This window comes from Bacillus sp. 123MFChir2 (assembly GCF_000383235.1).
GTDB lineage: Bacteria > Bacillota > Bacilli > Bacillales > Bacillaceae_G > Bacillus_A.
Window position 1 is genome coordinate 1 of sequence record NZ_KB910928.1, and the last position, 23,884, is coordinate 23,884.

Here is a 23,884-nt window from a genome sequence, read left to right on the forward strand (position 1 = left end):
TGGCATCATATTTGGCATTTGATTGTTTTCCATCATTGGCATCATATTTGGCATTTGATTATTTTCCATCATCGGCATCATATTTGGCATTTGATCGCTTTCCATAATTGGCATCATGCTTGGCATTTGATTATTTTCCATTATCGGCATTATATTTGGTATTTGACTATTTTCCATCATTGGCATTATATTTGGCGGTTGATTACTTTCCATCATCGACATTACATTCTGTATTTGACTGTTTTCCATAATTGGCATCACGTTTGGCATTTGGCTATTTTCCATCATTGGCACCGTAATATTAGGCGGGAGTACTTGCGGGATTTCTTTTGTGACATCGTGCATAACAACATTACTTACATTTTCTTTCTTCACTTCTGGGGCAACGACATTACTTACATTCTCTTTCTTTACTTCCGGGGCAATAATTTTACTTACATTTTCTTTCTTTACTTCCGGGGCAACAATTTTACTTACATTTTCTTTCTTTACTTCCGGGGCAACGACATTACTTCCTTTCATTTTATTTACTTGCGGAGCAATTAAGTCGTTCCCTTTTTTAATAATATCTGCAATTTTATATCCTTTCGCAGGTTTAACCGGCGCTTGCGGCGGCTGTGGTAAAATGTTTACGGAAAATTTTGTGCTCTCTTTTTGTTTTTCCACTTTACTAGCAGTCGGTTGCTTTTCAATAATAGGTTGTTTTTCCACTGGTTTCTCTTTTTGGATAGGTTGCTCCTTTTGCACTTCTTTTTGTATAGGCTGCTCCTTTTGCACTTCTTTTTGTATAGGCTGCTCCTTTTGCACTTCTTTTTGTATAGGCTGCTCCTTTTGCACTTCTTTTTGTATAGGCTGCTCCTTTTGCACTTCTTTTTGTATAGGCTGTTCCTTTTGCGCTTTTACTTGCATTTCCTTCTGCACTTTTTGTACTGCCGGCTGTTCTGTAATCGGCCCAGCTTGCGGAGTCATTTCTTCCTCTTCTTCTATACCAAGCGTTTTCGGTGCTACTGGAAATTCTTTTTGCTGTACTTCTTTTACATATTCTTTTGGAGGGACTGAACCCGCACCTGGATTTTTTTTAATTGAAACGCCGTTAGATGGTACTTTAATTTTCATGCCCGGCATAATTAAATCGGGATTACTAAGCTGTGTATTCGCTTGTTTCAATACGTCAAAATCCACCCCGTACTTTTTCGCAATTTTCCAAAGGGTATCCCCTTTTTGCACGATATGAATTTTCAATTTTTCCCCCTCCTGTATAACTTATCTATAATAAAAACGAGTATAAACACAATGATTGCTTCACCACAATGTATGCTCATAAAAACAAAATTATGTACAAAAGAAAAAGCAACGAAAATCCGTTGCTTTTATACTCGTTCTAACATTCTGTTTAATGCAAGTACCGCTTCTGCCGTTATTTTTTTATCTACTTCAATTACATTTACATGTTCGCCGCGCAAGATTGCCTCCAGTACCCATAGTAAATGTGGTAAATCGATACGATTCATCGTTAAGCATGGACACATAAATGGATTTAATGAAATAATTTCTTTATCCGGATGCTGCTGAATAATACGATTGACTAAGTTCATTTCTGTACCGATTGCCCACTTGCTTCCAGTCGGAGCTTTTTCAATCATATCAATAATATATTTTGTTGAGCCTGCATAATCAGAAGCTGCAACAACTTCATAACAACATTCCGGATGAACAATAATATTCATATCCGGATGGGTTTTTCTTACATTTTCAATATTTTTCACAGTAAAATTTTGATGGACGGAACAATGCCCTTTCCACAAAATGACTTGAATATCTTCCATATTCCCATCATATTCTAATGAATCTGTATGCGGGTCCCAAACTGCCATGTTTTCTAGTGGTACACCAAGGTCATATGCTGTATTACGTCCCAAATGCTGATCAGGTAAGAATAAAATTCGCTCTTTTTGTGTAAACGCCCATTTTACCATCTCTTTCGCATTAGAAGATGTAACTGTTGCGCCGTCATTTCGGCCGCAAAATGCTTTAATTGCAGCAGTTGAATTTACATAAGTTAATGGAAGTATTGTATCTCCAAATAGTTGCTGCAATTCTTTCCAAGCCCGCTCTGTTTGTTCAATATCAGCCATATCAGCCATCGAACAACCTGCTCGCATATCAGGAAGAATAACAATTTGATCATCTGTTGTTAGCATATCAGCTGTCTCTGCCATAAAGTGAACACCGCAAAATACAATATACTTTGCCTCTTTATTACGCGCTGCTAATTGGGCAAGCTGCAAAGAATCTCCTGCCCCGTCTGAAAACTGAACAACCTCATCTTTTTGATAATGATGCCCTGGTATGAAAAGCTTTTTCCCCATCTTTTCTTTAATTTCACGCACACGCACTTCCATCTCTTCGATTGACATTGTTCTATAACGATCTGGTAATATCGTTTCAATCGGTTGCACTGTTTCTAAAATATCCATCAGCGAAGTCCCCCTCTTCCCTCAATCACACTTCTATATTAAAACTAATATCTAACGCTTTAACAGAATGCGTTAAGAGCCCTAACGAAATGTAATCCACACCTGTTTGGCCATACTTCGCTACATTTTCCATCGTAATCCCACCTGAGGCCTCTGTAACAATTGCGCTTGGAACGAGCTTACAATATTCACGTACTTCTTCTGGTGTACGATTATCAAACATAATAATGTCTGCCCCAGCAGAAACTGCTTCTAATACTTGTTCTTCCGTCTCTGTTTCTACTTCTACTTTCACCATATGTCCCAGCTGTTCTTTCACCGCTATTACCGCTTTTATAATCGATCCAGCAAATGCAATATGATTATCTTTAATCATGACACCATCGTATAATCCGAAACGATGATTATAACCGCCACCGCAGACAACGGCATATTTATCAAACATACGAAGCCCTGGCATCGTTTTTCTCGTATCGCAAATGCGCGTATAATTGCTTCCTAGTGCAGTAACCGCTTTTCTTGTCATCGTCGCTATACCGCTCATACGCTGAATAACATTTAACACAACGCGCTCAGCTGTTAACAAAGAAGCAATCGGCCCTTGTACAGTAGCAAGAATTTCTCCGTTTGTTACCAAGTCCCCGTCTTTTTTATGAAGTATAACTTCAATTCGATGATCTAATAATAAAAAACCTTCCTTAATTACATCAGCTCCGGCAAACACACCTGTATCTTTGACAAGAAACATTCCCTTTGCTTGCAGATCGTTTGGAAAAATAAGCTGCGATGTTACGTCTCGCTCCCCGATATCTTCTAGAAAAAATTGTTTTAATGCCTCTTTTACTTTTAATGCATTCATAGTACCCCTCTTTTCTTAAGCAAATTGCAACATACTTCTTCTCATCACAATTTCGTGCGTCTTATCACTACGATTCGGAAAGTCACTGCGATAATGACCGCCGATACTCTCTTTTCTTTGCAGTGCAGCTTTTGTTAGTAACTGACAAACTGTTAACATATTGATAATTGTTATTTCCTCATTTGTAAGAGTTTCATATGGAAGCATTTTATTATAGGTTCCATACTGTTCTAACCATTGCTTCGCATACAATAAGCCTTCTTCTGTGCGAACAATTCCAACGTATTTCATCATTGTCTCTTGTATCTCTTCTTTTTTTGGTAATTGTATTTGTTGTAAATCACCTTTCACTATTTCATTGTTACCCACGATTTGCGGCCTGCTATTTTCTAAAATGTGTTCTCCGACACGTTTTCCAAATACAAGACCTTCTAATAATGAATTACTTGCAAGACGATTGGCACCATGTACACCATTACATGCCACTTCACCGACTGCATATAAACGATTAATCGACGTTTCCCCGTTACAATTTGTTTTTACACCGCCCATATGAAAATGAGCGCCTGGCACTACTGGAATGCACTTACTTTCTACGTTAACGCCACTTTTTTCACATAAAAAAGAGACTGTTGGAAACCGTTCTTCAAAATTTGCAATAGATGATATATCTAAACGCACCGTTTCACCTGCTAACATTTGTTCATGAATAGCACGCGCAACTACATCACGCGGCGCGAGGTCTTGTTGTTCATGAACATTCTTCATAAAGCGCTCTCCTTTTCTATTTCGAAGAATTGCTCCTTCTCCGCGCACCGCTTCTGATACAAGGCCACAGCAAGTATCATTTACATACAACATCGTTGGGTGAAACTGTACAAATTCTAAATCAACGAGCTCTCCACCAGCTCGATATATCATTGCTAAGCCATCACCTGTAACAGTACGATCATTAGAGGTAAACGCATACAGTCCTCCAATACCGCCTGTTGCCAGTACAACACACTGCGCGTCATACTTTTGTACATTCCCTTCACTATCACGTGCTATAACACCGTGACAAGTTTGATTTTCTATTATGAAATCCAAAACCATTACGTGTTCAACAACCGTTACATATGGAAGTACTCGCTCTGCAAGATGTGCTAATAAATTTTTCCCAGTTGCATCCCCGCCCGCATGTAAAATACGGCGTTTTCGATGCGCTCCTTCTTTTCCAAGATGCAGCCCTCGTTCATCACCGTCAAAGCGCATCCCGCTATCTAATAATGTTTGCATTTCTCGCGGCCCATGCTCTACTAAATAGCGCACCGCTTCGGTATTGTTATAATGGCAACCTGCTGTAAGCGTATCTTCATAGTGATCGTCTGGATGATCAGATGAAGATACTACTGCTGCAATCCCGCCTTGTGCTAAATTTGTATTGTTGTTTCGCCCTGTTTTCTTTGTGATAATCATCACATTCTTTTCGTGGCAAATGGTTTGTGCAACGCGCAGCGCTGCAACCCCGCTCCCAATAATTAAGACATCTGCGTTTGGCATTTTCATTGCCCCCTACTTTACACTTTTCAACTGTCTTGACACCTATATTTACATATAATTAAAATAATAACAAGAACTTTTTAGAAACCGACAAAAAAATCTAATACAGAAAGGGCTATGCTCTATGATATATATGGATTATGCTGCAACAACACCTATGAGTAAAAAAGCGTTAGAGACGTACACAAAAGCTGCTGAATGTTATTTTGGAAACGAACAAAGCTTACACGATATTGGCGGAACCGCCTCCTCTTTGTTGCAATCTTGTCGCCAAACATTGGCGACGATGATCGGCGGGAAAGAACAAGGTGTTTTTTTTACGAGCGGCGGATCTGAATCGAACTATCTTGCGATTCAATCGTTACTAAATACCCACAGCGGCACTCATATTATCACAACACCTATTGAACATGCATCAATCCGAAATTATTTTCACATTCTCCAAAAGCAGGGCTATGAAATTACTGAAATTCCGGTGGATTGCTTTGGCATGATTCAACTTGACGAACTCGAGCGTGCGATTACAGAACAAACCGTGCTTGCAAGTATTCAACATGGAAACTCTGAAATCGGCACACTGCAACCAATTACTGAAATTGGAGCCATTCTTAAAAAGCATAACGTCTTATTTCATACAGATTGTGTGCAAACATTTGGGAAAATACCAATCAATGTGACTAAGATGAATATTGATAGTCTCTCTGTTTCAGCTCATAAAATTTACGGTCCAAAAGGGGTGGGAGCATGCTATATAAACCCGCAAGTACGCTTTGGGCACGTGTTTCCTGGTACCTCTCATGAAAAAGGATTTCGTCCCGGCACCGTGAATGTTCCTGGCATCGCTTCGTTTATTGCAGCAACGCAGCACATATTAAAGAATCAACAAGTGGAAGTTACTCGTTTACAAGAATTACGAACATCCTTTATCCAGCAATTACAAGCTCTATCACCCGAAATACAAGTTGAAGGTCATTCTACTTCTTGTTTACCGCATATCATTGGGGTTACAATAAAAGGAATAGAAGGTCAGTATACGATGCTAGAATGCAATCGCCGCGGCATTGCGATTTCAACAGGAAGCGCTTGTCAAATCGGAAAACAAGAGCCTTCTAAAACGATGCTTGCGATTGGTAAAGAACATGATGAGGCAAAGCAATATGTCCGTTTTTCATTCGGACAGCAGACAACAACAGAACACATCGATGCAGCGATTCATGCAATTACAGAAGTTAGAAATCAATTCAATAGAGGGGTTAACAGAAAATGAATCAAAATAACCAAAAAAAAATTTTAGGCGAGGAAAGAAGACAGCTCATTTTAGAATGGCTCCTCGCTGCAAATAGACCATTGTCCGGCAGTGAATTATCAAAGAAAACAAACGTAAGCCGTCAAGTTATCGTACAAGATATTTCTTTATTAAAAGCACGAAACGAACCGATTATTGCAACAGCGCAAGGATATTTATATTTGAAACCGACAGAAAAACAACATACTACATTCGAGCGTATTATCGTTTCCAATCATCTACCATCACAAGTACGCCAAGAGCTTACAATACTTGTTGATCATGGAGTTACAATTAAAGATGTAAAAGTGGAACATCCAGTGTACGGAGATTTAACTGCTTTAATTCTGGTAAGTAACCGATTTGAACTTGAACAGTATTTAAAAAAGATTGAAGAAACAAAAGCGACTTATCTATCTCAGCTTACAGATGGAATTCATTTGCACACAATTGAAGCAGATTCGCTTGAAAGGTTAAATGCTGCTTGCGAGGCATTAGACCGGGCTGGATTTCTTGTTCAGTGAATAATCCCTCCTTATCCACCTTGAGCAAGGGGAATTCTTTTGGAAATATGTTAAGACATAATCTTTTTTCAACAAAGCGAAAAGGCACAGCGAATGATTCTCTGTGCCTTTTTTTATTTTCAACATGCTACAATAGAAAAATAGCGGGAAGGGAGAGAATATATGGGAATCGAACTCATTCACTTTAGCATCGGAAAACCAAAAACAATTCAACATGCAGAAAATAAAGAAATGACAAGCGGCATATGTAAACAGCTTGTGGAAGATGCCTTTTTATCAACAGATGGATTTCGAGGAGACGGTGTTGCAGACTTACGCTTTCACGGAGGGCCTGATCGTGCTGTTTGTATGTATCCTTATGAACATTATGATTTGTGGGAAAACGAGTTCCATACATCCCTTCCTTCATCTGCATTTGGAGAAAATGTAACAGTTACACATATGTTAGAGCAAGATGTTTGTATTGGCGACATTTATCAGCTCGGAGATGCAATTGTTCAAGTGACGCAAGGACGAATTCCATGCAGTACAATTTCGAAACGACTCGGTATTCCTGGCATGTTACCTCGTATTGTTGAAACTGGCTATACAGGATATTTATGCCGCGTTCTGCAAGAAGGAACAGTTCGTAAAGACTCACAAATTACATTACTCGAACGTCATCCGCACCAAGTTTCCATTTTATTTGCAAATGAAATCTATTTCCGGGGACAAAAAGATATAGAAGGAATGAAAAAAATTATTGCCGTTCCTGAACTCGCAGAAGATTGGCGAAAATCATTAACCGCACGGCTTAAAAAATTAACATGAAGAATCCCAATGCATACGCACTGGGATTCTTTTTTTCACACCCAATAAGAAAAATAACTTCCAAGTAGCGTAACTGAAAAACCAAGTGCTTCTAATTCCATTCTCACTCCTGGAAGCAGAACATCATCATACTCTTTCTCCACATCAATTAAGAAAAAATAATTACCAAGACCTGTTTTCATTGGACGAGACTCAATTTTGGAAAGGTTTAGTTTCCTCCATGCAAATGCGGATAATACTTGATATAACGCTCCTGCATAGTCTGAAGGTAACGTTACCATAAGCGTTGTTTTCTTTTTGCGGCGCTCTCCATTTCTCGGTAAATTCACTTGTTCATGCTTATGCAATACGAGAAAACGTGTATGATTATTTTTATGCGTATGAATATCACGCTGAACAATCGATAATCCATACTTTTCTGCCGCAGCCTCATTAGCAATTGCCGCAATTTTTTCTTCTGGATGTTCCATCACAAACTGCGCGGCAGCACTCGTTGATGTCATGTCACGCACCGTTACACCTTTTAATTCTTGATTCAAAAACTTATGACACTGCGCAATCGCATGCGGATGAGAATGCACCGCATATACATCTTGCCAATGCTTTGCATGCTGCGAATGAACAAGAAAATGTTGCTGGACAGGTACTGTAATTTCCCCAACGATCGGCAGCGTTTGCTCATGCACAAGATAGTCAATCGTAATATTTACCGAGCCTTCAATCGCATTTTCAAGCGGGACAACTGCAAAATCAACAACCTCATTTGCTGCTGCATCTATACACTCTGGAATCGTTCGATACGGTACATGTTCAGCCTCAGGAAAGAAGCGACTCACCGCCATATTTGTAAATGTTGCTTCCGGTCCTAAATAGCCAACTCGAATCGTCATCTCGTTCCCTCTTTTTCGTTTTCTTACTGTTATACCATAAACAATTCTATTCTTCTACTTGTTTTTTGAAAATTGAAACAAACGCTATATACAAGTAAAAAACACTTTTCTTTTAGGGCGACGAGAACATCTGGCCGTGCATAGAAGCGGTCAGGGCCTTTTTCTGCCACATGCGAAGTTTAAAACAAAGGGAACAGGCAAGAGCTAGCCGATATGTTTCATATATTCTTTTTGCGCAAAGAAGAAATAGAGTGTACATGCGATGAGATAAATAGCAATGACCTCTAAAACGCCCCAAGGTAATTTCATAGAAAAGGCCTTTTGGCATGTATGTAAAGCAACTGCACTATGTGCGCTGCCTAATAAAACTGGAAAAAAGAAAAGAATCCCTAATTGCCAACGTGAAATCCTATTTATTTCTTGCTTTGTCATTCCGATTTTCAAAAGAGCTTGATATTGCAGACGGTCATATTCAATATTATGAAACCATTTAAAATAAACTGTGCTACATGACGCTAGAAGAAAGAGAACACTAATGAACGAACCGACAAATAATATTAGATTCCCTCCGTCTTTCGTCATCTTATATGTGTACACATTATTACGAGTTATTTCCTCTTTCCCCTTTAAAATAAGAGATTGTAATTCTTCTCCTAACCTTTCCGCATTGTCCCAATCTCTTACTTCATATCCGTTGTATACAAATTTTTCGTGATTCGGAACTTGACGAGCAAGCTTCTGAAAATCTCGATTGTTCATAACGAAGAATCTTCCGCTCCGCTGACTTGTATCACTATTAAATGCATTCCCTTCATATGCTCCATTATATGTAAAGCGATATGGTTCCCCTAGTACTTTAAAATGTATATATTTCTGAGGATCTTTATAGGGAAGATCATACTTACTATAATAAATAAATGTCACTGTTCCCTCTTTCGGATGAATCTGCTCCTTCGACTGCCCTTTTGCTTCTCTATTATATTCATCTTCTCCAATCACAGTTGCATAAGACTCTTTACCAGAATCCAATTGAAATGTTGCTGGGATTCCAATAAACGTTACGTAACGAAAATCATTGACACCGTGCTTACGAAACAACTTTTCAACCGTTTCTTTCTCCATTACCTCCCTAGAATCAATTCCTTTTTCAACATAGGAAAAAGCATGCGGCTGTTCATAGCGAAATAGTTCTCTTGTATTGGAAAAAAACAAATAAACAGATCCTGTCGCCGTTACTACTATCGTTGTTAACATCGATAAAATAAAGAAAAAGCGCCGATTGTCTTTCACTGTATATAACAACTGATTGATAACGAATAAATGCGGATAGCGACACATGACACTCTTTCTATTTTTAATTCCTTGTAATACTTGAATCAGGCCATGTGTACAGACAAAATACGTGCCAACTGTTGTTAAAATCGTAACAGGTATAAAATAAAGGGCAATGTTCATCATCGTCACTTTTGTTGTTAAACCATAACCGATACTTATACAGACAAACCCGAACCAACAAAGCCACTTCTTACTTCTCGTTTCTTTTTTTCCTTCTTGCATTTCTTTTAATAAATGAATAACTTCTATTTTCCATATACGCAGCGCACTAAAAATGGGTAAAAGAAGAAAGATAACCCCATATGTCATCATCGTTATCACAATCGCTTTTGAACTAAGCACAAACGGCAATTCAGTCGGCATATTAAGTAATAAACTAAAAATCATAAAAAATAGCTTTAAAAAGAGTATGCCTATCCCAATGCCGAAAAAACTCGCAAGGAAGCCCACTATCATTTGCTCCATGATCATCATCCAGATGAGATTTACTTTCGTAGCTCCCATTAATATAAATAGCCCAAATTCTTTCTTTCGAGACTGTATAAAAATTGAACTAGAATACAGAATAAATAGAATTGAGAAAGCAATTACAATTACATCGCATACAATCAGGCCTGCCTGCACTCCCTCATACAGATTATCCGTCCTCATGTTAGGATGCAAAATAATAGATGTATACATAAAAAAGGCAAAAACAGAGAAACAACTACTTAAGAAAAATATTTTGTAGTTGTGCCAATTCCCTCTAACATTTTGAAAAGTAAGCCCATAAAACTTCACCTTTCCCCCTCCTAAAACCCATTACATACGTAAAAAGCTAGGAAATCCTAGCTTTTTACGTGCTTTAAATATCCTCTTTGTGCAATGGCAAAATATAATGCGGATGCTAGTACATATGCTGTAATAATAACCGCTCCTGATTTCCATAAGTCTAGATACAACATGTTTCCTAATGTATATAATGCAAATCCACTATGCAAAACACCTATTAAAATTGGAATAAAGAAAATAGCTCCCATTTGCCGAACTGCAATTTTACGAATCTCTTGATCCGTCATACCAATTCGTTTTAAAGAATGAAATTGAATACGGTCTTGTTCTTTATCATTAAACCACTTAAAGTATGTCATGCTGCAAGCAAAGAAGAAGAACAATATTGTTATGAAGAAACCAATAAACATCGTAATCGCACCATTTTCTTTTACATTTTGATAAACAAGAATCGAATTATCAAAATTCGCTTTTTTATCATCGGCGATGTGACCTTTTAATTCCTTCACGAGAGCCTCCGTATCTTTCCAGTTCTGAATATAATAACCGTAATACATCATCTTTTCTGCATCTGGGACAGCTGCTGCATACTTGGCGTAGTCTTGTTCATTTACAACAAATAAATTACTCGTATTAAATAACGCTTTTGTATACGGCTTATTTAACTTCAGCTCATACGATTGATTTTGTACTTTAAATGCAAAAGGCTTCGCTTCATCAAATTTCATGAGTTCATTCATCATATCCAACACAACCATTGTGCCAGTTCCAGGTTTATTATGAATCTCCTGTTCCTGTTGCTTTCGTGCTTCTGCATTAAATTCTTGCTCAGAGATAATTCTTATATCAAACTCTCGGTTTTCATTCATCCATTTTATATGAAATGTTCCTGGTATTTCTTTTAAGGTTACTTTTCGTGCCTGTTCAAAATTATGTTTTTTAAGTAGTGATTGCACTGTATCTTCTTTCACCACTTCATGAGAGTTTACCCCTTTTTCTTGAATGGAAATAGCATGCGGAGAATGTTGCACTACTTTTGCACTCATATCCTCAAAGAAGACGTATAACGTCCCCATTGCCGATGCAACAATTGCTGTGATGATTGAAACAACAAATAGAAAACGGGCGTTATCTTTCATCTTATAAACGAGATTACTAATAACAAACAAATTCGGCTGCTTATAAAAAAGCGCCTTTCTCTTTTGCAATGCTTTTAATAGAACTACACTTCCTTGTGTGAATAAAAAATATGTTCCGACAATTGTCAAACCAACAATTGGAAGGAAGTACACCGTAAGGTTCATAAATGTTACTTGAAAGCAAAGAACGTAAGCAACAATAATACTTAGCAATCCGGCTAAAAATAACCATGTAAACGAAAACGGCTCAACTCTTTGTTTTCTTGCATCGCGAAGTAAATCAATAATTTGCAATCTCCATATCGTCCATAATCCAAATAATGATAAAACAAAAAAGAGAATCAAATATACACCAGCAGTAATGGCGATTGCTTTTCCATTCCAGACAAATGGCAATGCTTTTTCAATTCCAACCACAGCACTCACTGCTTTAAAAAAGAGCGGTAAACCGAGCATACCAAGAGCAATTCCACTGACAATTGAAATGCAGCCAAGAATTATTTGCTCTAGCATGATCATTCTTCCTAACTGTCCTTTTGTCGCACCAATTAAAGTAAATAGTCCTAGCTCTTTTTTACGAGCCCGTAAAAAGATGGAGTTCGAATATAAAATGAATAACCCCGAAAATAAAATCACAATATAATTACATGTCTCTAATCCTTTGTCAATACGCATTTTCATACTAATGTTCCCATTCACGACATCTGGATGATATATAAACGAAGCATACATAAAAAACACAAAAATCGATAAACAGCTACTAATTAAAAAGGCTTTATAATTACGCCAGTTTCCTTTGACATTACTAAACGCGAGCTGGCGAAAGTTCATGGTATTCTCCTCCTAGCATCGCAAGTACGTCTAATATTTCTTGGAAAAAGGCTTGTTTTGTTTCTCCTTTATGAATCTCTGAGAAAATTTCACCGTCACGAATAAATAAAATACGTTCACAATAACTTGCGGCAACAGGGTCATGTGTTACCATCGCAATTGTCACTTTCTTCTCTTCATGAAGCTCCTGCAAGGCACCCATTAATGATTTTGCTGATTTAGAGTCTAAGTTTCCTGTCGGTTCATCAGCTAAAATTAACGTCGGCTGATGAATAATTGCTCGTGCTGCTGCTGCACGCTGCTGCTGACCGCCTGACACTTCGTACACTTTTTTATGTAAAATTTCCTCTATATTTAGAAACTTTGCTATTTCTAATACTTTCGCATCAATTTCTTTCACAGGACGATTTGCCATTACAAGTGGCAAAATGATATTTTCCTTAATCGATAACGTATCAAGCAAGTTAAAATCTTGGAAAATAAATCCCAAGTGTGTACGACGAAACGCCGCAAGTTTCGCAGCACGCATTTGACTAATTTCTTCGCCGTTCATATAAACGTGACCTGATGTCGGTTTATCAATCGTTGCTAATAAATTGAGAAGCGTTGTTTTTCCGCTTCCTGATGGTCCCATAATGCCGACAAATTCACCTTCTTCAATTTTAAAGTTAATATTATTTAGCGCTGTCGTTGTTACCGATCCTTTTGATTGATACACCTTTGTCAAACCTTTTACTTCAAGAACACTCATTTCGAATCCCCCTATATGTTTTCTTCTTACTTTTACTATAGAAAAAACAAGGGAAAGTAACGAGTGATTTCCCTTACAAAACGGTTTGTTATCTTACAATTTTGTCATTTTTCGCATCATTTGATGATATCCTTTATCTTTTGAGAATTGAAACGTAAATGTTGTTCCTTCCTTCTCTATTGATTGTACAGAAACCCCATGACTCAGATGATCACAAATTTGCTTTGTAATGTATAACCCCATCCCTGTCGCTTCTCTCGTTTTCCGTCCATTGACACCTGTAAAAAATGGTTCAAAAATTCGCTTTATATCTTGCTTTGGAATCCCTATTCCGTTGTCACAAATATGCAATGCAATAGAACTTTCTGTTTCTTCGATTTGAAATGTAATCTCTTTTTTCTCTTTCTCTGTAATTCTTGTATACTTCAAAGCATTCATGACAATTTGATTAATGGCTATACTGAGCCATTTTTGATCCGAAGATACCATGTACTGTTCTTTTTCAAACAGAACCTTCGGATACACAGCATACTGAATGAATGTCTTTTTATGCTGATTAATATTGTCACGAACAATGTCCACTACATTAACTTCTTCTATTTTATAATCTTTCCCAAACTGTTCGAGGCGTGCCATATGAAGCGCTAAATCTAACCCCTGTAATATGCGATTATTTTCTTCACGAATACTTTCAATCGTATCTCTTGCTTCGCGGTGCGTTTGTCCAAGTTTTTGCAATAATAATTCAATGACAGATACAGGCGTTTTCATTTGGTGAATCCATTGGTTCATAAAGATCGTTTGCTGTTCTCCTTTGGCCTGCCCTTCATGGATTTCATTCATATATTGTTGTCTTAAGAGCGAAAAAGCTTCTACAATTGCTTCTTGCTCATATGTATAAGATGAACTGACAGATAAAGAATGGTGCAACTCCTGTCCCTCTGCAATATAATGTTCTACCTTTTGTAAAAAGGCTCGTCTTTTCCGATAATCATGTATCAAAAAGAAAGTAAAAACGACGATTGATAATAAAAATCCATATAGCCATGTACTCCAATTTATAGATTGTTTTTGTAAAAAAGATTGCAATTGCAAGACAAGACCAAATAGAAGGATACTCATCACGTAAGAAATAAGTAATGCACTGCGGTCCATCACATATTTTTTAAGATTCATGTTCATTCACCCAATTCGTTAAGAGCGCATATCCATAGCTCCGTTTCGTCACAATTGCATCCGTAATTCCTATCTCTTCTAACTTTTTACGGACACGCTTTACATTTACAGTTAACGTATTATCATCAACAAAAGCAATCTCATCCCATAATGCTTCAAGTAACTCTTCTCTCGTTACATATTGATCCGCTTGTTTCATTAAGCATTCTAATAAATAATACTCATTTTTTGTAAGTTCTATTTGCTTCCCTTGCCACTCTGCCATGTGCTGCGCAGGATATAAAAGCAACCCATTCACACCAAAATAATCACTTTCTGATGACGATGCATATTCGCCATATACACGGCGCAGTGCACTCTTTACTTTTGCCATAACAATATCTAAATGAAACGGCTTCGTTATATAATCGTCACCGCCATTTTCAATCGCCATTACTTGATCCATCTCTCCCGTACGTGCAGATACAAAAATAATCGGCGCGTTTGAAACAGTACGAATTTGACGGCACCAATAAAACCCATCAAAATATGGTAAATTAATATCCAGTAAAACTAAATGCGGGTTCACTTTTGCAAATTCATCTTTTATATACCGAAAATCTTGTACACGAAATGACTGATAACCATATTTATCAAGGTGCCCTTCTAAAATATCACCAATTTTCAAATCGTCTTCTACAATCATTATTTTATACATATCATTCCCACTCCCTTATAAGAACCAACATTACTATTTGTTCTACATAAATCCAAGTTAAAAAACCGACCCAAAAAACCCTTTCTTTTAGAGGAGAACGAGAGGCTCTGGCCATGCGTAGAAGCGGTCAGTTCCTTTTCCTACCACATGCGATGTTTAAAACAAAAGGAGGGGACCAGTAGCGATCATGTTGTATTCTACATAGCAACGATTTATATGTCGGAAAATTAAAATGGTTTTATATACATCTACCCTTTTCCATTATAAGGGTAAATCCCCATTTGAGGATGATTTTTCGACAAAAAAAAGACTACCGAATTCCGGCAGTCTTTAATCGATAAATTCAAATTCATATTCAAGAATTTTTACAATATCGCCGTCTTTTGCACCGCGTTGGCGCAGCGCTTCATCAATGCCCATACCGCGCATTTGACGAGCAAATCTACGTACAGATTCATCACGAGAGAAGTCTGTCATCTTGAATGTTTTCTCAATATCATAACCAGTAATGACAAATGTACCATCGCTTTCACGTGTAATTTCAAATTTAGAGCCTTCACCCTCAAATTTGTACATTACACTCGCTTCAGATTCATCTACAACTTCGTGTATTGGGAATTCTGGTGTTGTTTCGATCAGATTTGCTACTTCAAATAGTAAATCACGAACACCTTGACGCGTTACTGCAGAAATTGGGAAGATTTTAACGATATCGCCCACTTTTTCTTTGAACGCTTGTAAATTTTCTTCTGCATCTGGCATATCCATTTTGTTTGCAACAACAACTTGTGGACGCTCTGTTAAACGCAGATTGTATTCTTTTAATTCATTATTAATTGTTACGTAATCCTCATATGGATCGCGTCCTTCTAAACCAGACATATCGATCACATGAACGATAACGCGTGTACGCTCAATATGACGTAAAAATTGATGTCCAAGCCCAACACCTTCGTGTGCCCCTTCAATCAATCCTGGAAGGTCTGCCATAACAAAGCTGCGACCATCACCTGTTTCAACTACTCCAAGGTTTGGAACAATTGTTGTGAAGTGATATTCAGCAATTTTGGGACGTGCTGATGATACAACAGATAATAATGTTGATTTACCGACACTTGGGAATCCAACAAGACCTACATCAGCTAACACTTTCAATTCTAGAACGACTTCACGTTCTTGACCTGGTTCACCATTCTCAGCAATTTCTGGAGCTGGATTCGTCGGCGTCGCAAAACGTGAATTACCACGGCCACCACGGCCACCTTTTGCGATAACTGCTGACTGCTCATGCGTTACTAAATCCGCAAGAATTTGACCAGTAGCTTCATCTTTTACAACCGTTCCCGGCGGAACTTTTACAATTAAATCATCCGCTTTACGGCCATGTTGGCCTTTACTCATTCCATGTTGACCGCGATCCGCTTTAAAATGACGCTGATAGCGGAAATCCATTAATGTACGTAATCCTTCGTCTACTACGAAAACAACATCGGCACCTTTACCACCATCACCGCCTGCTGGGCCACCTTTTGGAACATATTTTTCACGACGATATGCAACCATTCCGTTACCGCCGTCGCCGCCTTTTACATATATCTTGACCTGATCTACAAACATTATCTCACCACACTTTTTTCTAGTAGTTGTAATATAATCGAGATTTCTTCCTCTCGCACTGTATAAGAAATGGAACACCATTTATTATGTTGAGAAGCAAGCCACCCTTGTATCTCTTGTACATTTGTTAGCTTGCCACGAAAATCAAAAAAGAAACGAGCATCCTCACCTTCACATCCAACTGTGATACAAACATAATTTTCAACATAAACGTCTAAACTATGCTCAAGTATTTGGAAAAATTGAGCCGTCCATACAGATACTCTTTCATCTAGATGCGATAAGTTATGTATGTCTCCTAATACTTCATACTCCAACAAGCACGGATGCTGTTTCCAATTATATGTTAAAATCCATTCTGAAAACTTGGGCATAGAAAGCCCGATCAGATTCGATTCTTGTCTCGCTTCTTGGACAAAACGATCGATGAGTCCATGAATTTCTTCCACTCTTCCAAGTGAAAGATTTCCTTTAATCATCTGCATACGATTAAGCCAATCATGTCTTGAATGACGCAACGCATCTATAATTGTCCATTTTTCTTCCATTCATATACCCCTTTAATATAGAAAAACCCTAACCTGCACTCAGGTTAGAGTTTTCCGTGAGTTTCTTATGCTTCTTGAGCAACAGGATATACGCTCACTTGTTTGCGGTCACGGCCAAGACGCTCGAAGCGTACTACGCCGTCAACTTTCGCGTATAATGTGTCATCGCCACCACGACCAACGTTAACACCTGGATAAATTTTTGTACCGCGTTGACGGTAAAGAATTGAACCACCTGAAACCATTTGACCATCTGCACGTTTAGCACCAAGACGTTTTGACTGAGAGTCACGACCGTTCTTAGTACTACCCACACCTTTCTTAGATGCGAAAAACTGAAGATCTAATCTTAACATACGTTACACCTCCTGCACTTTTTCTATTAATCGGATATATTTTCCGTAATCAAGTTCGATCGTTTTAAGCGAAACAACCATGCCCTCTAATAGGAAAGATGCTTTTTCTTTAGTAGAATTATCTAGATCACTAGGCAATTCATACATTAAGAATCCACCATCTTTTCCAAGTTCAATAGTTGCTTGCACACTACAAAGTGATTCCACAGCATTTATTGTACCAAACACAACCGCTGTCGTTCCAGCGCAGACAAGATCTTGTCCATGCGGAGCGAAGTTGGCATGCCCGGTCATTTTAAACGATAGAATACTTCCTAATTTCGTGCGGTTAATCGTAAATTTAATCATGACAACCCAAATTAAGCGTTGATTGCTTCAATCACTAATTTCGTGTATGGTTGACGATGACCTTGTTTTTTACGATTGTTCTTTTTCGCTTTGTATTTGAAAACGATGATTTTCTTAGCGCGACCTTGTTTTTCAACCTTCGCAGTAACCGTTGCACCTTCTACAACTGGGCTACCAACTTTAACAGTTTCGCCACCAACGAAAAGAACTTTGTCAAAAGTAACAGTTTCACCAGCTTCTACGTCTAATTTCTCTACGTAGATTGCTTGACCAGCTTCAACTTTAATTTGTTTTCCACCTGTTTCGATAATTGCGTACATAATTGCACCTCCTCATAATTACTAAGACTCGCCAAAACGAGGTAGACATACAATGTCTTTTAGGAACCTGTCCTGCGCGGTTGTAGTATATAGCAGTTTAGGTGCTATAAACTATAACATAGAGATGTTATCATGAAACATAGACTATTGTCAATGAATCTTATATATAAATCCAAATTAAAAAACTGACATACAACCCTTTTTTTGGTGGGCGAGGGCATCTGGCCATGCATAGAAGCGGTCAGGCCCTTTTTCTACCACATGCGATATTAAAACAAAGAAAACAAGAAAGTAACAGGTTACTTTTTGCTTTACATAGAGGCGAATTGTGTGTTGAAAAATCAAATTGAATTTATATAATAACTATTTTTTTCGCGCGCGTATCTCTTCCTTCGTTCCAAAGCGCTCAATTGTATAGCGCGCTGTTTCATCATCAGTAAAATAAATTTGAAAAGATATATTGCGCTGCAGTTCTTTCTCAAAAAAGATTTGCTGTACATTCGAATGAGCAGCGATTAGAACAGCTTCGTCATCTGTTCCATTATAGGCAATGAGTTCTCTCTCTAACTCATATGCTACCGTTTCATGCGATAACATATAACCGCTGCCTTGACACATTCTGCAATCTGTTAATAGCATATCACGAAGCGATTGTTTTTTACGTTTTCTTGTTATTTCTAAAATACCAAGCTCTGTAAATCCTAATACTCTTGTATAAGTATGGTCTTTTTCTAAGTGTGACTTTACGATTTCTCTTATTTTTTCCTTTTCCTCGTGGCGCTTCATATTAATAAAATCAATTAAAATCATCCCGCCAATGTCACGAAGTCGTAACTGCCGTGCAATTTCTTTTGCCGCTATTTCATTTGTGCGCAGTACTGTATCTTGTAAATTTTGTTTCCCGGTAAATTTACCAGTGTTTACATCGATTACCGTCATCGTTTCCATTTGTTCAATGAGTAAATTCGCTCCATTTGGAAGCCACACTACTTTTTTCAATGCTTTTTCAATTTCCCGATCAATTCCATAGCGAGCAAATAACGGCGTCTTTTCATGAAAGAAAGTAACTTTTTCTGCACCTATTTTTTCTTCTAATTCTTGTATCATACTGCGCTGATCTACCATCACTTCCGAAATCGTATGTACTGGTATTTCTTGAAAGACTCGATCTAAAAAACTAGATGGAGAATACACGAGAAGCGGTGCCTTTCCTCGCTGTTCTTGTTTTTTCACAAGCTCAAATTGAGATTGAAGGCGTTGCATCTCCGCTTGTACTTCTTGTATTTCTACTCTTTCACACGCAGAACGAAAAATAAATCCTCCTGTTTTTTCTAGGGTAAGAAGTTGTTCTCTCTTTTTCTCATCTTTTATTTTCCGGGAAACGGCAAAAACCGTGTCATAGGGCATATATACAACATATTTCCCGGTGAATTCTATGTTTGCTGTAATTTTTGGACCTTTTGTATCAATCGCTTCTTTCACAACTTGTACGAGAAGCGATTGCCCTTCATGTACCCGCATAGATGGTGGCACGTTTTCATATGACAAGTAAGCATGCTTCTCCAAGCCAATATTGACAAAAGCAGCATTCATTCCTGCGATTGTTCGCATGACGCGACCAATGTATATATTTCCAACAATTTGTTCTTGTTCATTTCGTTGCCAGAAGAGTTCTACAACTTCTTTCTCTTCTTCAACAGCAACTCGCTTTTCCGAACCGATGTAATTTATGTATAGCTTCTTCAAAGTCAATTCCTCTCTTTTATCCTTTTTTTATACCATATAAAAGGTTAGTGTTATCGTCAACACTAACCAATTAACTCTTCTACAGATGATGCTGTTCTTTTTTCTGTAAAATATGCGTAAAGCAATTCATTTTCATCTAACATGTATTGATTTTTATGATCTCCATTTATAATAATTGAATGCTTATATCCCCTTCGAAACTGTGTAAAAATGTGATACAAACTCGTTTCCCGTTGAACTGTAATTGCTGTAACCTTGGCAATTTCTCGTTTCTTTCCGTAATACCGCTCTAATAAAAAACGCATAAATGCATAACGACGTTGCTTCCACTCTTGAAATAAAGAAAATGCTAAATAAAGAAGTAACGCCCACATCATTGCATTCTTTCCATTCCAAAAGAGCTGTAGCCCTAATATAGCACTAAAACATACAATTGAAATTCTCATCATAATATTGTGCGCTTGTAAAAATGGAAAGCGATGCGATAATACGTTTAGTACAATTTTCCCTCCATCTAGAGGCCAAATCGGTAATAAATTAAAAAATAAGATGGTCATATTGTTCCACAGAAAAAAATTGTAAAAGGTTTCTCCTATCCAGCCTACCGTGTACAATAAATAGGCGGCCCCTACCATCCATACATGTTGAACAGGCCCTGCTATAATAACAATCATTTCTTCTTTTAACGGCTTATTCCCATGCTCATCAAGTTCAGCTACCCCGCCAAATGGCAAGAGCTGAATTTGTTTAATGCGCCATTTAAAATGAGCGGCTGCTATCGCATGACCTAATTCATGAATAAAGACAATGAAAAATAAAATAAGCACCTCTTTAAAACGAGCTGTAAAAACCGCAATTGCTATAACTCCCCAAAACAGCGGATGAATGGTAATCTTTGAAAAAATCTCACTATATTTATTCAAATGAAATCACCTGAATTGGATCAATAAATTTTTCATTCTTTTTGAACGCAAAATAAAATTTCCCATTTGCAACTGTTCCAACTTTTTGCTTTTTTGCTACATAATCATATAGCTTAACTGATGTTTCTCTTAAATTTCCGTACCAAGATTCCGTACCATCTGCATGTTGGATTTCAACTATATTTCCAAACTCCTCTTTTTGACCAATCGAGACAACAACGCCCTCATTAACTGATTCCACAACAGCATTCGCGTCTGTTTGTACAAACACACCTTGTCCGTTTGCCTGAAAACTTTGCGTTACTTTTCCTGAAGCAGGAACAGCGTAATTCTTTTCTTTCTGGGGCGTTTTCTTTTCACTAGAAGGTAAAAAAGATAGCGGTTTTCCAAACTTTGATTCGTACCACTTCGACACAGATGCAAATTGAAATTCTTCTTTCATCACTTGTTTAACCACTGTACGTGAGCCTTCAAAAGAATTTGTTGTGTTTTTAAATAAGATGGCTACGACAAGAACAAGAATAGCAGATAGCAGCAGCTTAAAGAGAAATATTTCTTTTCGGAAGATAGGCTTTGTCTTTTCTCCTTCCTCAACAAGAAGCGGTATATAGTCTTGTTCTTCATATAAAAACACTTCATCCTCTCTTTCCTGCTGCGCTTTTCTCTTCTCAATACGCTTTTTAATTTCTTCTACTCGTTTATTTCTCATCCTGACCCCTTCCTCTTTCCATCAGTTTGTACATATGTATGAGTTGTCCGGGAAAGATATTCATGGGAATGCTTTTCTCCTAGAAGGTCAGATCGTATACGGGCAGCTACCCTTAAAACAAAAAAAAGCACTCCACATATATGCGAAGTGCTCTTAACGTATTCCGAAGAATTTTTTCATTTTCGTAAATACTGATTTTTTTTCATTTTCAAGCGGTTGCAATGGCACATTTTCTCCAAGCAAACGTCTTGCTATATTTCGATAAGCAATGGATGCCTTTCCACTCGGCTGCAATGCTACAGGCTCTCCTGTATTTGTTGCTCGAATCACCGCATCATCATCTTCAACGATCCCAAGTAATTCAATAGACAAGGTACGTACAATTTCATCTACATCCAACATATCTTGCTCATGTAGCATATGACTGCGGACACGATTGATAATTAACTTAGGCGGCTCGATATCTTCTTTTTCCAATAGTCCGATAATCCGATCAGCATCACGCATTGAAGATACTTCTGGCGTTGTCACAACAATTGCTTTATCAGCACCTGCCACAGCGTTTTTAAAACCTTGTTCAATACCGGCTGGGCAATCAATTAATATATAATCATAATCTTGACGTAATTGTTGTATTAATTCTTCCATTTGTTCGGGTGTTACTGCCGACTTGTCACTCGTTTGTGCTGCAGGTAATAAATAAAGTTCATCAAAGCGCTTATCTCGAATAAGAGCTTGAGGTAAACGACAACGTCCTTCAACAACATCAACAAGATCATATACAATACGGTTTTCTAATCCCATTACTACGTCTAAATTTCGCAGGCCAATATCTGTATCAATTAAACATATTTTTTTCCCAGATAACGCCAAGGCTGTACCAATATTTGCAGACGTTGTAGTTTTACCTACTCCGCCTTTTCCAGATGTAATAACTATTGCCTCTCCCACAGCTATACAATTCCCCTTTCTAACCTTGTTAAATTAGGTCTAAGATGAGTGAGAAGTTGAATGCGATCGACAACAATGTGATTGTTCTCATTAATGTAGGCACATTCTGCCCCTTCCGCCCCGTCTTCTTTCTCCTCAGGAGCGCGCGTTGTCACATCGCTAATCCGAAGCTGCATTGGATTCATAACAGAAGCTGCTATAACAGCTTCTGCATCCCCATAATATCCAGCATGTGCAATTCCTCGTAATGCTCCAATAATAAAAATATTTCCTCCAGCGATAACCGTACCGCCTGGATTCACATCTCCAATCAATAATAAATCGCCTTTTACATGCAATATTTGACCTGAGCGAACAATTTTTGAAACAGAAACAACTTCTGTTTCTTCTTTCCATGCCAACGCTTGTTCTTTCGTTATAACATCGCTCTCAATAGAATCTACGACTAAATTCTTTTTATTCCGAATTAACGATCGCAACTCTTCTTGTTGGACCTCTGTTACATAACGATTTCCAACCTTAACCTGCACTTCAATTAAAGAGCGGCCATCCCCCTCGTAATAATGAGTGGAAAGCTTTTCGTCAAGTTCTTGCAGCAATTCACGAAATGAACAGGAATCATCCAGATGTAATGCTAAACCATCTTTCGTTCCTTTTATAGTCACATTTTGTTGCTTTTTTTCTGTCACCAATGCTCACCCCACCGATTTAATTCGACATAAAATCAGAAAATCCTTTTTTCTTTTTCTTCCATAGCGTCTGAAAGACGTAAAAGATATCGTTGCAGTGGGAAGCAAAACAGCAGTAAAAAAATTCCGTTCAACAACAGCGTCGGAAGAAGACGATCTGTAAAAAAGATATGCGTTGACATATGAACACGACCAATTAACGTCAAAAATCCATACACATAATACTCTAGTGCAGCAATGCTCGCTAATACAATAAAGAACACGATAAAAAGGTTCACTTGTAGAATTCGCATTGCCTGATAAACAAGATACACTAAAATTGGATAAGCAAATATATACACACCAACTAATTCTGTATGTACGATATCAAACAAAAAACCAAATAATAATCCATAGTAAATACCATGTACAGAATTAAAGTAAATTGCAATAAAGCATAAAACAATCATTAAAAAATGCGGTGCTACAATTGTGTTCTTCCAAAAAAGACCAGTTGGAACAATAGTAGAAAACATATTCTCCAATACAAATACAAAAAGAAGTAGAAGAGGAAGAATCGCTTTTTTTAAAATCTCCATCTCTTCCCCCTC

At 37.7% G+C, this 23,884-nt stretch carries 24 protein-coding genes and 1 other annotated feature; of the genes, 3 read left to right on the forward strand and 21 right to left on the reverse strand.

The features are described from left to right. From safA to nadB, 4 genes are all read right to left on the reverse strand, one after another. The coding region (gene safA / locus H280_RS0104610; RefSeq protein WP_020059942.1) for a SafA/ExsA family spore coat assembly protein at window positions 1–1,242 on the reverse strand (1,242 nt) is incomplete at its 3' end. 128 nt (window positions 1,243–1,370) lie between these two features. Further along, window positions 1,371–2,477, reverse strand: coding sequence for a quinolinate synthase NadA (nadA, locus tag H280_RS0104615; RefSeq protein ID WP_020059943.1), 1,107 nt, complete (start codon window positions 2,475–2,477; stop codon window positions 1,371–1,373). A gap of 25 nt (window positions 2,478–2,502) precedes the next feature. Further along, window positions 2,503–3,336, reverse strand: a complete 834-nt coding sequence (nadC, locus tag H280_RS0104620; protein WP_020059944.1) for a carboxylating nicotinate-nucleotide diphosphorylase — start codon at window positions 3,334–3,336, stop codon at window positions 2,503–2,505. 15 nt (window positions 3,337–3,351) lie between these two features. Then, window positions 3,352–4,878, reverse strand: coding sequence for an L-aspartate oxidase (gene nadB / locus H280_RS0104625; RefSeq protein ID WP_020059945.1), 1,527 nt, complete (start codon window positions 4,876–4,878; stop codon window positions 3,352–3,354). 124 nt (window positions 4,879–5,002) lie between these two features. On the opposite strand from nadB, the gene H280_RS0104630 reads away from it, so the two are divergent. The 3 genes from H280_RS0104630 to H280_RS0104640 all read left to right on the forward strand — a co-directional run bounded on the left by H280_RS0104630 (window position 5,003) and on the right by H280_RS0104640 (window position 7,497). Beyond that, entirely contained in the window at window positions 5,003–6,145 is a 1,143-nt protein-coding gene (locus tag H280_RS0104630; protein WP_020059946.1) for an IscS subfamily cysteine desulfurase, read from the forward strand. Further along, on the forward strand, window positions 6,142–6,687 hold the full coding sequence (locus H280_RS0104635) for a transcription repressor NadR (RefSeq protein ID WP_020059947.1): 546 nt from the start codon (window positions 6,142–6,144) through the stop codon (window positions 6,685–6,687). The genes H280_RS0104630 and H280_RS0104635 overlap by 4 nt, the downstream gene beginning before the upstream one ends. A 162-nt stretch (window positions 6,688–6,849) precedes the next feature. Next, on the forward strand, window positions 6,850–7,497 hold the full coding sequence (locus tag H280_RS0104640; RefSeq protein WP_020059948.1) for an MOSC domain-containing protein: 648 nt from the start codon (window positions 6,850–6,852) through the stop codon (window positions 7,495–7,497). A 35-nt stretch (window positions 7,498–7,532) separates the two neighbouring features. Here H280_RS0104640 and pheA read toward each other — a convergent pair whose 3' ends face one another. The 17 genes from pheA to mreD all read right to left on the reverse strand — a co-directional run bounded on the left by pheA (window position 7,533) and on the right by mreD (window position 23,872). After that, entirely contained in the window at window positions 7,533–8,387 is an 855-nt protein-coding gene (gene pheA / locus H280_RS0104645) for a prephenate dehydratase (protein ID WP_020059949.1), read from the reverse strand. Between the two features lie 204 nt (window positions 8,388–8,591). Next, window positions 8,592–10,502, reverse strand: coding sequence for an ABC transporter permease (locus H280_RS0104650; RefSeq protein ID WP_020059950.1), 1,911 nt, complete (start codon window positions 10,500–10,502; stop codon window positions 8,592–8,594). A gap of 47 nt (window positions 10,503–10,549) precedes the next feature. Continuing rightward, window positions 10,550–12,463 carry an ABC transporter permease gene (locus H280_RS0104655; protein WP_020059951.1) on the reverse strand — a complete coding sequence of 638 codons (1,914 nt, stop codon included), beginning with the start codon at window positions 12,461–12,463 and terminating at the stop codon, window positions 10,550–10,552. Continuing rightward, window positions 12,438–13,214, reverse strand: coding sequence for an ABC transporter ATP-binding protein (locus H280_RS0104660; RefSeq protein ID WP_020059952.1), 777 nt, complete (start codon window positions 13,212–13,214; stop codon window positions 12,438–12,440). Before H280_RS0104660 ends, H280_RS0104655 begins: the two co-directional genes overlap by 26 nt. A gap of 93 nt (window positions 13,215–13,307) precedes the next feature. Further along, complete coding sequence (locus H280_RS0104665; RefSeq protein ID WP_020059953.1) at window positions 13,308–14,390, reverse strand: sensor histidine kinase; 1,083 nt, start codon at window positions 14,388–14,390, stop codon at window positions 13,308–13,310. Then, the gene (locus H280_RS0104670; RefSeq protein ID WP_020059954.1) at window positions 14,380–15,087 is read right to left on the reverse strand and encodes a response regulator transcription factor; all 708 of its coding nucleotides are present in this window, start codon (window positions 15,085–15,087) and stop codon (window positions 14,380–14,382) included. Before H280_RS0104670 ends, H280_RS0104665 begins: the two co-directional genes overlap by 11 nt. A 330-nt stretch (window positions 15,088–15,417) precedes the next feature. After that, on the reverse strand, window positions 15,418–16,704 hold the full coding sequence (gene obgE / locus H280_RS0104675) for a GTPase ObgE (protein ID WP_020059955.1): 1,287 nt from the start codon (window positions 16,702–16,704) through the stop codon (window positions 15,418–15,420). Further along, a complete protein-coding gene (locus H280_RS0104680) occupies window positions 16,704–17,252 on the reverse strand; it encodes a sporulation initiation phosphotransferase B (protein ID WP_020059956.1) in 549 nt (182 codons plus the stop codon). Before H280_RS0104680 ends, obgE begins: the two co-directional genes overlap by 1 nt. 65 nt (window positions 17,253–17,317) lie before the next feature. After that, the gene (gene rpmA / locus H280_RS0104685; protein WP_017150650.1) at window positions 17,318–17,608 is read right to left on the reverse strand and encodes a 50S ribosomal protein L27; all 291 of its coding nucleotides are present in this window, start codon (window positions 17,606–17,608) and stop codon (window positions 17,318–17,320) included. 3 nt (window positions 17,609–17,611) lie between these two features. After that, window positions 17,612–17,956 (reverse strand): ribosomal-processing cysteine protease Prp, encoded by a 345-nt coding sequence (locus H280_RS0104690; RefSeq protein WP_028411101.1) that lies wholly within the window; start codon window positions 17,954–17,956, stop codon window positions 17,612–17,614. Between the two features lie 11 nt (window positions 17,957–17,967). Continuing rightward, a complete protein-coding gene (gene rplU / locus H280_RS0104695; RefSeq protein ID WP_020059958.1) occupies window positions 17,968–18,276 on the reverse strand; it encodes a 50S ribosomal protein L21 in 309 nt (102 codons plus the stop codon). 14 nt (window positions 18,277–18,290) lie between these two features. Beyond that, window positions 18,291–18,368: a sequence feature (ribosomal protein L21 leader region), on the reverse strand. 271 nt (window positions 18,369–18,639) lie between these two features. After that, on the reverse strand, window positions 18,640–20,022 hold the full coding sequence (locus tag H280_RS0104700) for an Rne/Rng family ribonuclease (protein WP_020059959.1): 1,383 nt from the start codon (window positions 20,020–20,022) through the stop codon (window positions 18,640–18,642). Window positions 20,023–20,084: 62 nt separating this feature from the next. Next, a complete protein-coding gene (locus H280_RS0104705; protein ID WP_020059960.1) occupies window positions 20,085–20,945 on the reverse strand; it encodes a M50 family metallopeptidase in 861 nt (286 codons plus the stop codon). After that, entirely contained in the window at window positions 20,938–21,654 is a 717-nt protein-coding gene (locus H280_RS0104710) for a M23 family metallopeptidase (protein ID WP_020059961.1), read from the reverse strand. The genes H280_RS0104705 and H280_RS0104710 overlap by 8 nt, the downstream gene beginning before the upstream one ends. 153 nt (window positions 21,655–21,807) lie before the next feature. After that, window positions 21,808–22,605: a septum site-determining protein MinD gene (gene minD / locus H280_RS0104715; RefSeq protein ID WP_020059962.1), complete on the reverse strand. Its 798-nt coding sequence runs from the start codon at window positions 22,603–22,605 to the stop codon at window positions 21,808–21,810. 2 nt (window positions 22,606–22,607) lie between these two features. Further along, window positions 22,608–23,294: a septum site-determining protein MinC gene (gene minC / locus H280_RS0104720; protein WP_020059963.1), complete on the reverse strand. Its 687-nt coding sequence runs from the start codon at window positions 23,292–23,294 to the stop codon at window positions 22,608–22,610. Window positions 23,295–23,329: 35 nt separating this feature from the next. After that, the gene (gene mreD / locus H280_RS0104725) at window positions 23,330–23,872 is read right to left on the reverse strand and encodes a rod shape-determining protein MreD (protein ID WP_020059964.1); all 543 of its coding nucleotides are present in this window, start codon (window positions 23,870–23,872) and stop codon (window positions 23,330–23,332) included. Between the last annotated feature and the right edge of the window lie 12 nt (window positions 23,873–23,884).

Coding starts and splice junctions, on each gene's coding strand:
- nadA (WP_020059943.1), bottom strand. CDS start 2,477: ATGGATATTTTAGAAACAGTGCAACCGATTGAAACGATATTACCAGAT.
- nadC (WP_020059944.1), bottom strand. CDS start 3,336: ATGAATGCATTAAAAGTAAAAGAGGCATTAAAACAATTTTTTCTAGAA.
- nadB (WP_020059945.1), bottom strand. CDS start 4,878: ATGCCAAACGCAGATGTCTTAATTATTGGGAGCGGGGTTGCAGCGCTG.
- H280_RS0104630 (WP_020059946.1), top strand. CDS start 5,003: ATGATATATATGGATTATGCTGCAACAACACCTATGAGTAAAAAAGCG.
- H280_RS0104635 (WP_020059947.1), top strand. CDS start 6,142: ATGAATCAAAATAACCAAAAAAAAATTTTAGGCGAGGAAAGAAGACAG.
- H280_RS0104640 (WP_020059948.1), top strand. CDS start 6,850: ATGGGAATCGAACTCATTCACTTTAGCATCGGAAAACCAAAAACAATT.
- pheA (WP_020059949.1), bottom strand. CDS start 8,387: ATGACGATTCGAGTTGGCTATTTAGGACCGGAAGCAACATTTACAAAT.
- H280_RS0104655 (WP_020059951.1), bottom strand. CDS start 12,463: ATGAACTTTCGCCAGCTCGCGTTTAGTAATGTCAAAGGAAACTGGCGT.
- H280_RS0104660 (WP_020059952.1), bottom strand. CDS start 13,214: ATGAGTGTTCTTGAAGTAAAAGGTTTGACAAAGGTGTATCAATCAAAA.
- H280_RS0104665 (WP_020059953.1), bottom strand. CDS start 14,390: ATGAATCTTAAAAAATATGTGATGGACCGCAGTGCATTACTTATTTCT.
- H280_RS0104670 (WP_020059954.1), bottom strand. CDS start 15,087: ATGTATAAAATAATGATTGTAGAAGACGATTTGAAAATTGGTGATATT.
- obgE (WP_020059955.1), bottom strand. CDS start 16,704: ATGTTTGTAGATCAGGTCAAGATATATGTAAAAGGCGGCGACGGCGGT.
- H280_RS0104680 (WP_020059956.1), bottom strand. CDS start 17,252: ATGGAAGAAAAATGGACAATTATAGATGCGTTGCGTCATTCAAGACAT.
- rpmA (WP_017150650.1), bottom strand. CDS start 17,608: ATGTTAAGATTAGATCTTCAGTTTTTCGCATCTAAGAAAGGTGTGGGT.
- H280_RS0104690 (WP_028411101.1), bottom strand. CDS start 17,956: ATGATTAAATTTACGATTAACCGCACGAAATTAGGAAGTATTCTATCG.
- rplU (WP_020059958.1), bottom strand. CDS start 18,276: ATGTACGCAATTATCGAAACAGGTGGAAAACAAATTAAAGTTGAAGCT.
- H280_RS0104710 (WP_020059961.1), bottom strand. CDS start 21,654: ATGAGAAATAAACGAGTAGAAGAAATTAAAAAGCGTATTGAGAAGAGA.
- mreD (WP_020059964.1), bottom strand. CDS start 23,872: ATGGAGATTTTAAAAAAAGCGATTCTTCCTCTTCTACTTCTTTTTGTA.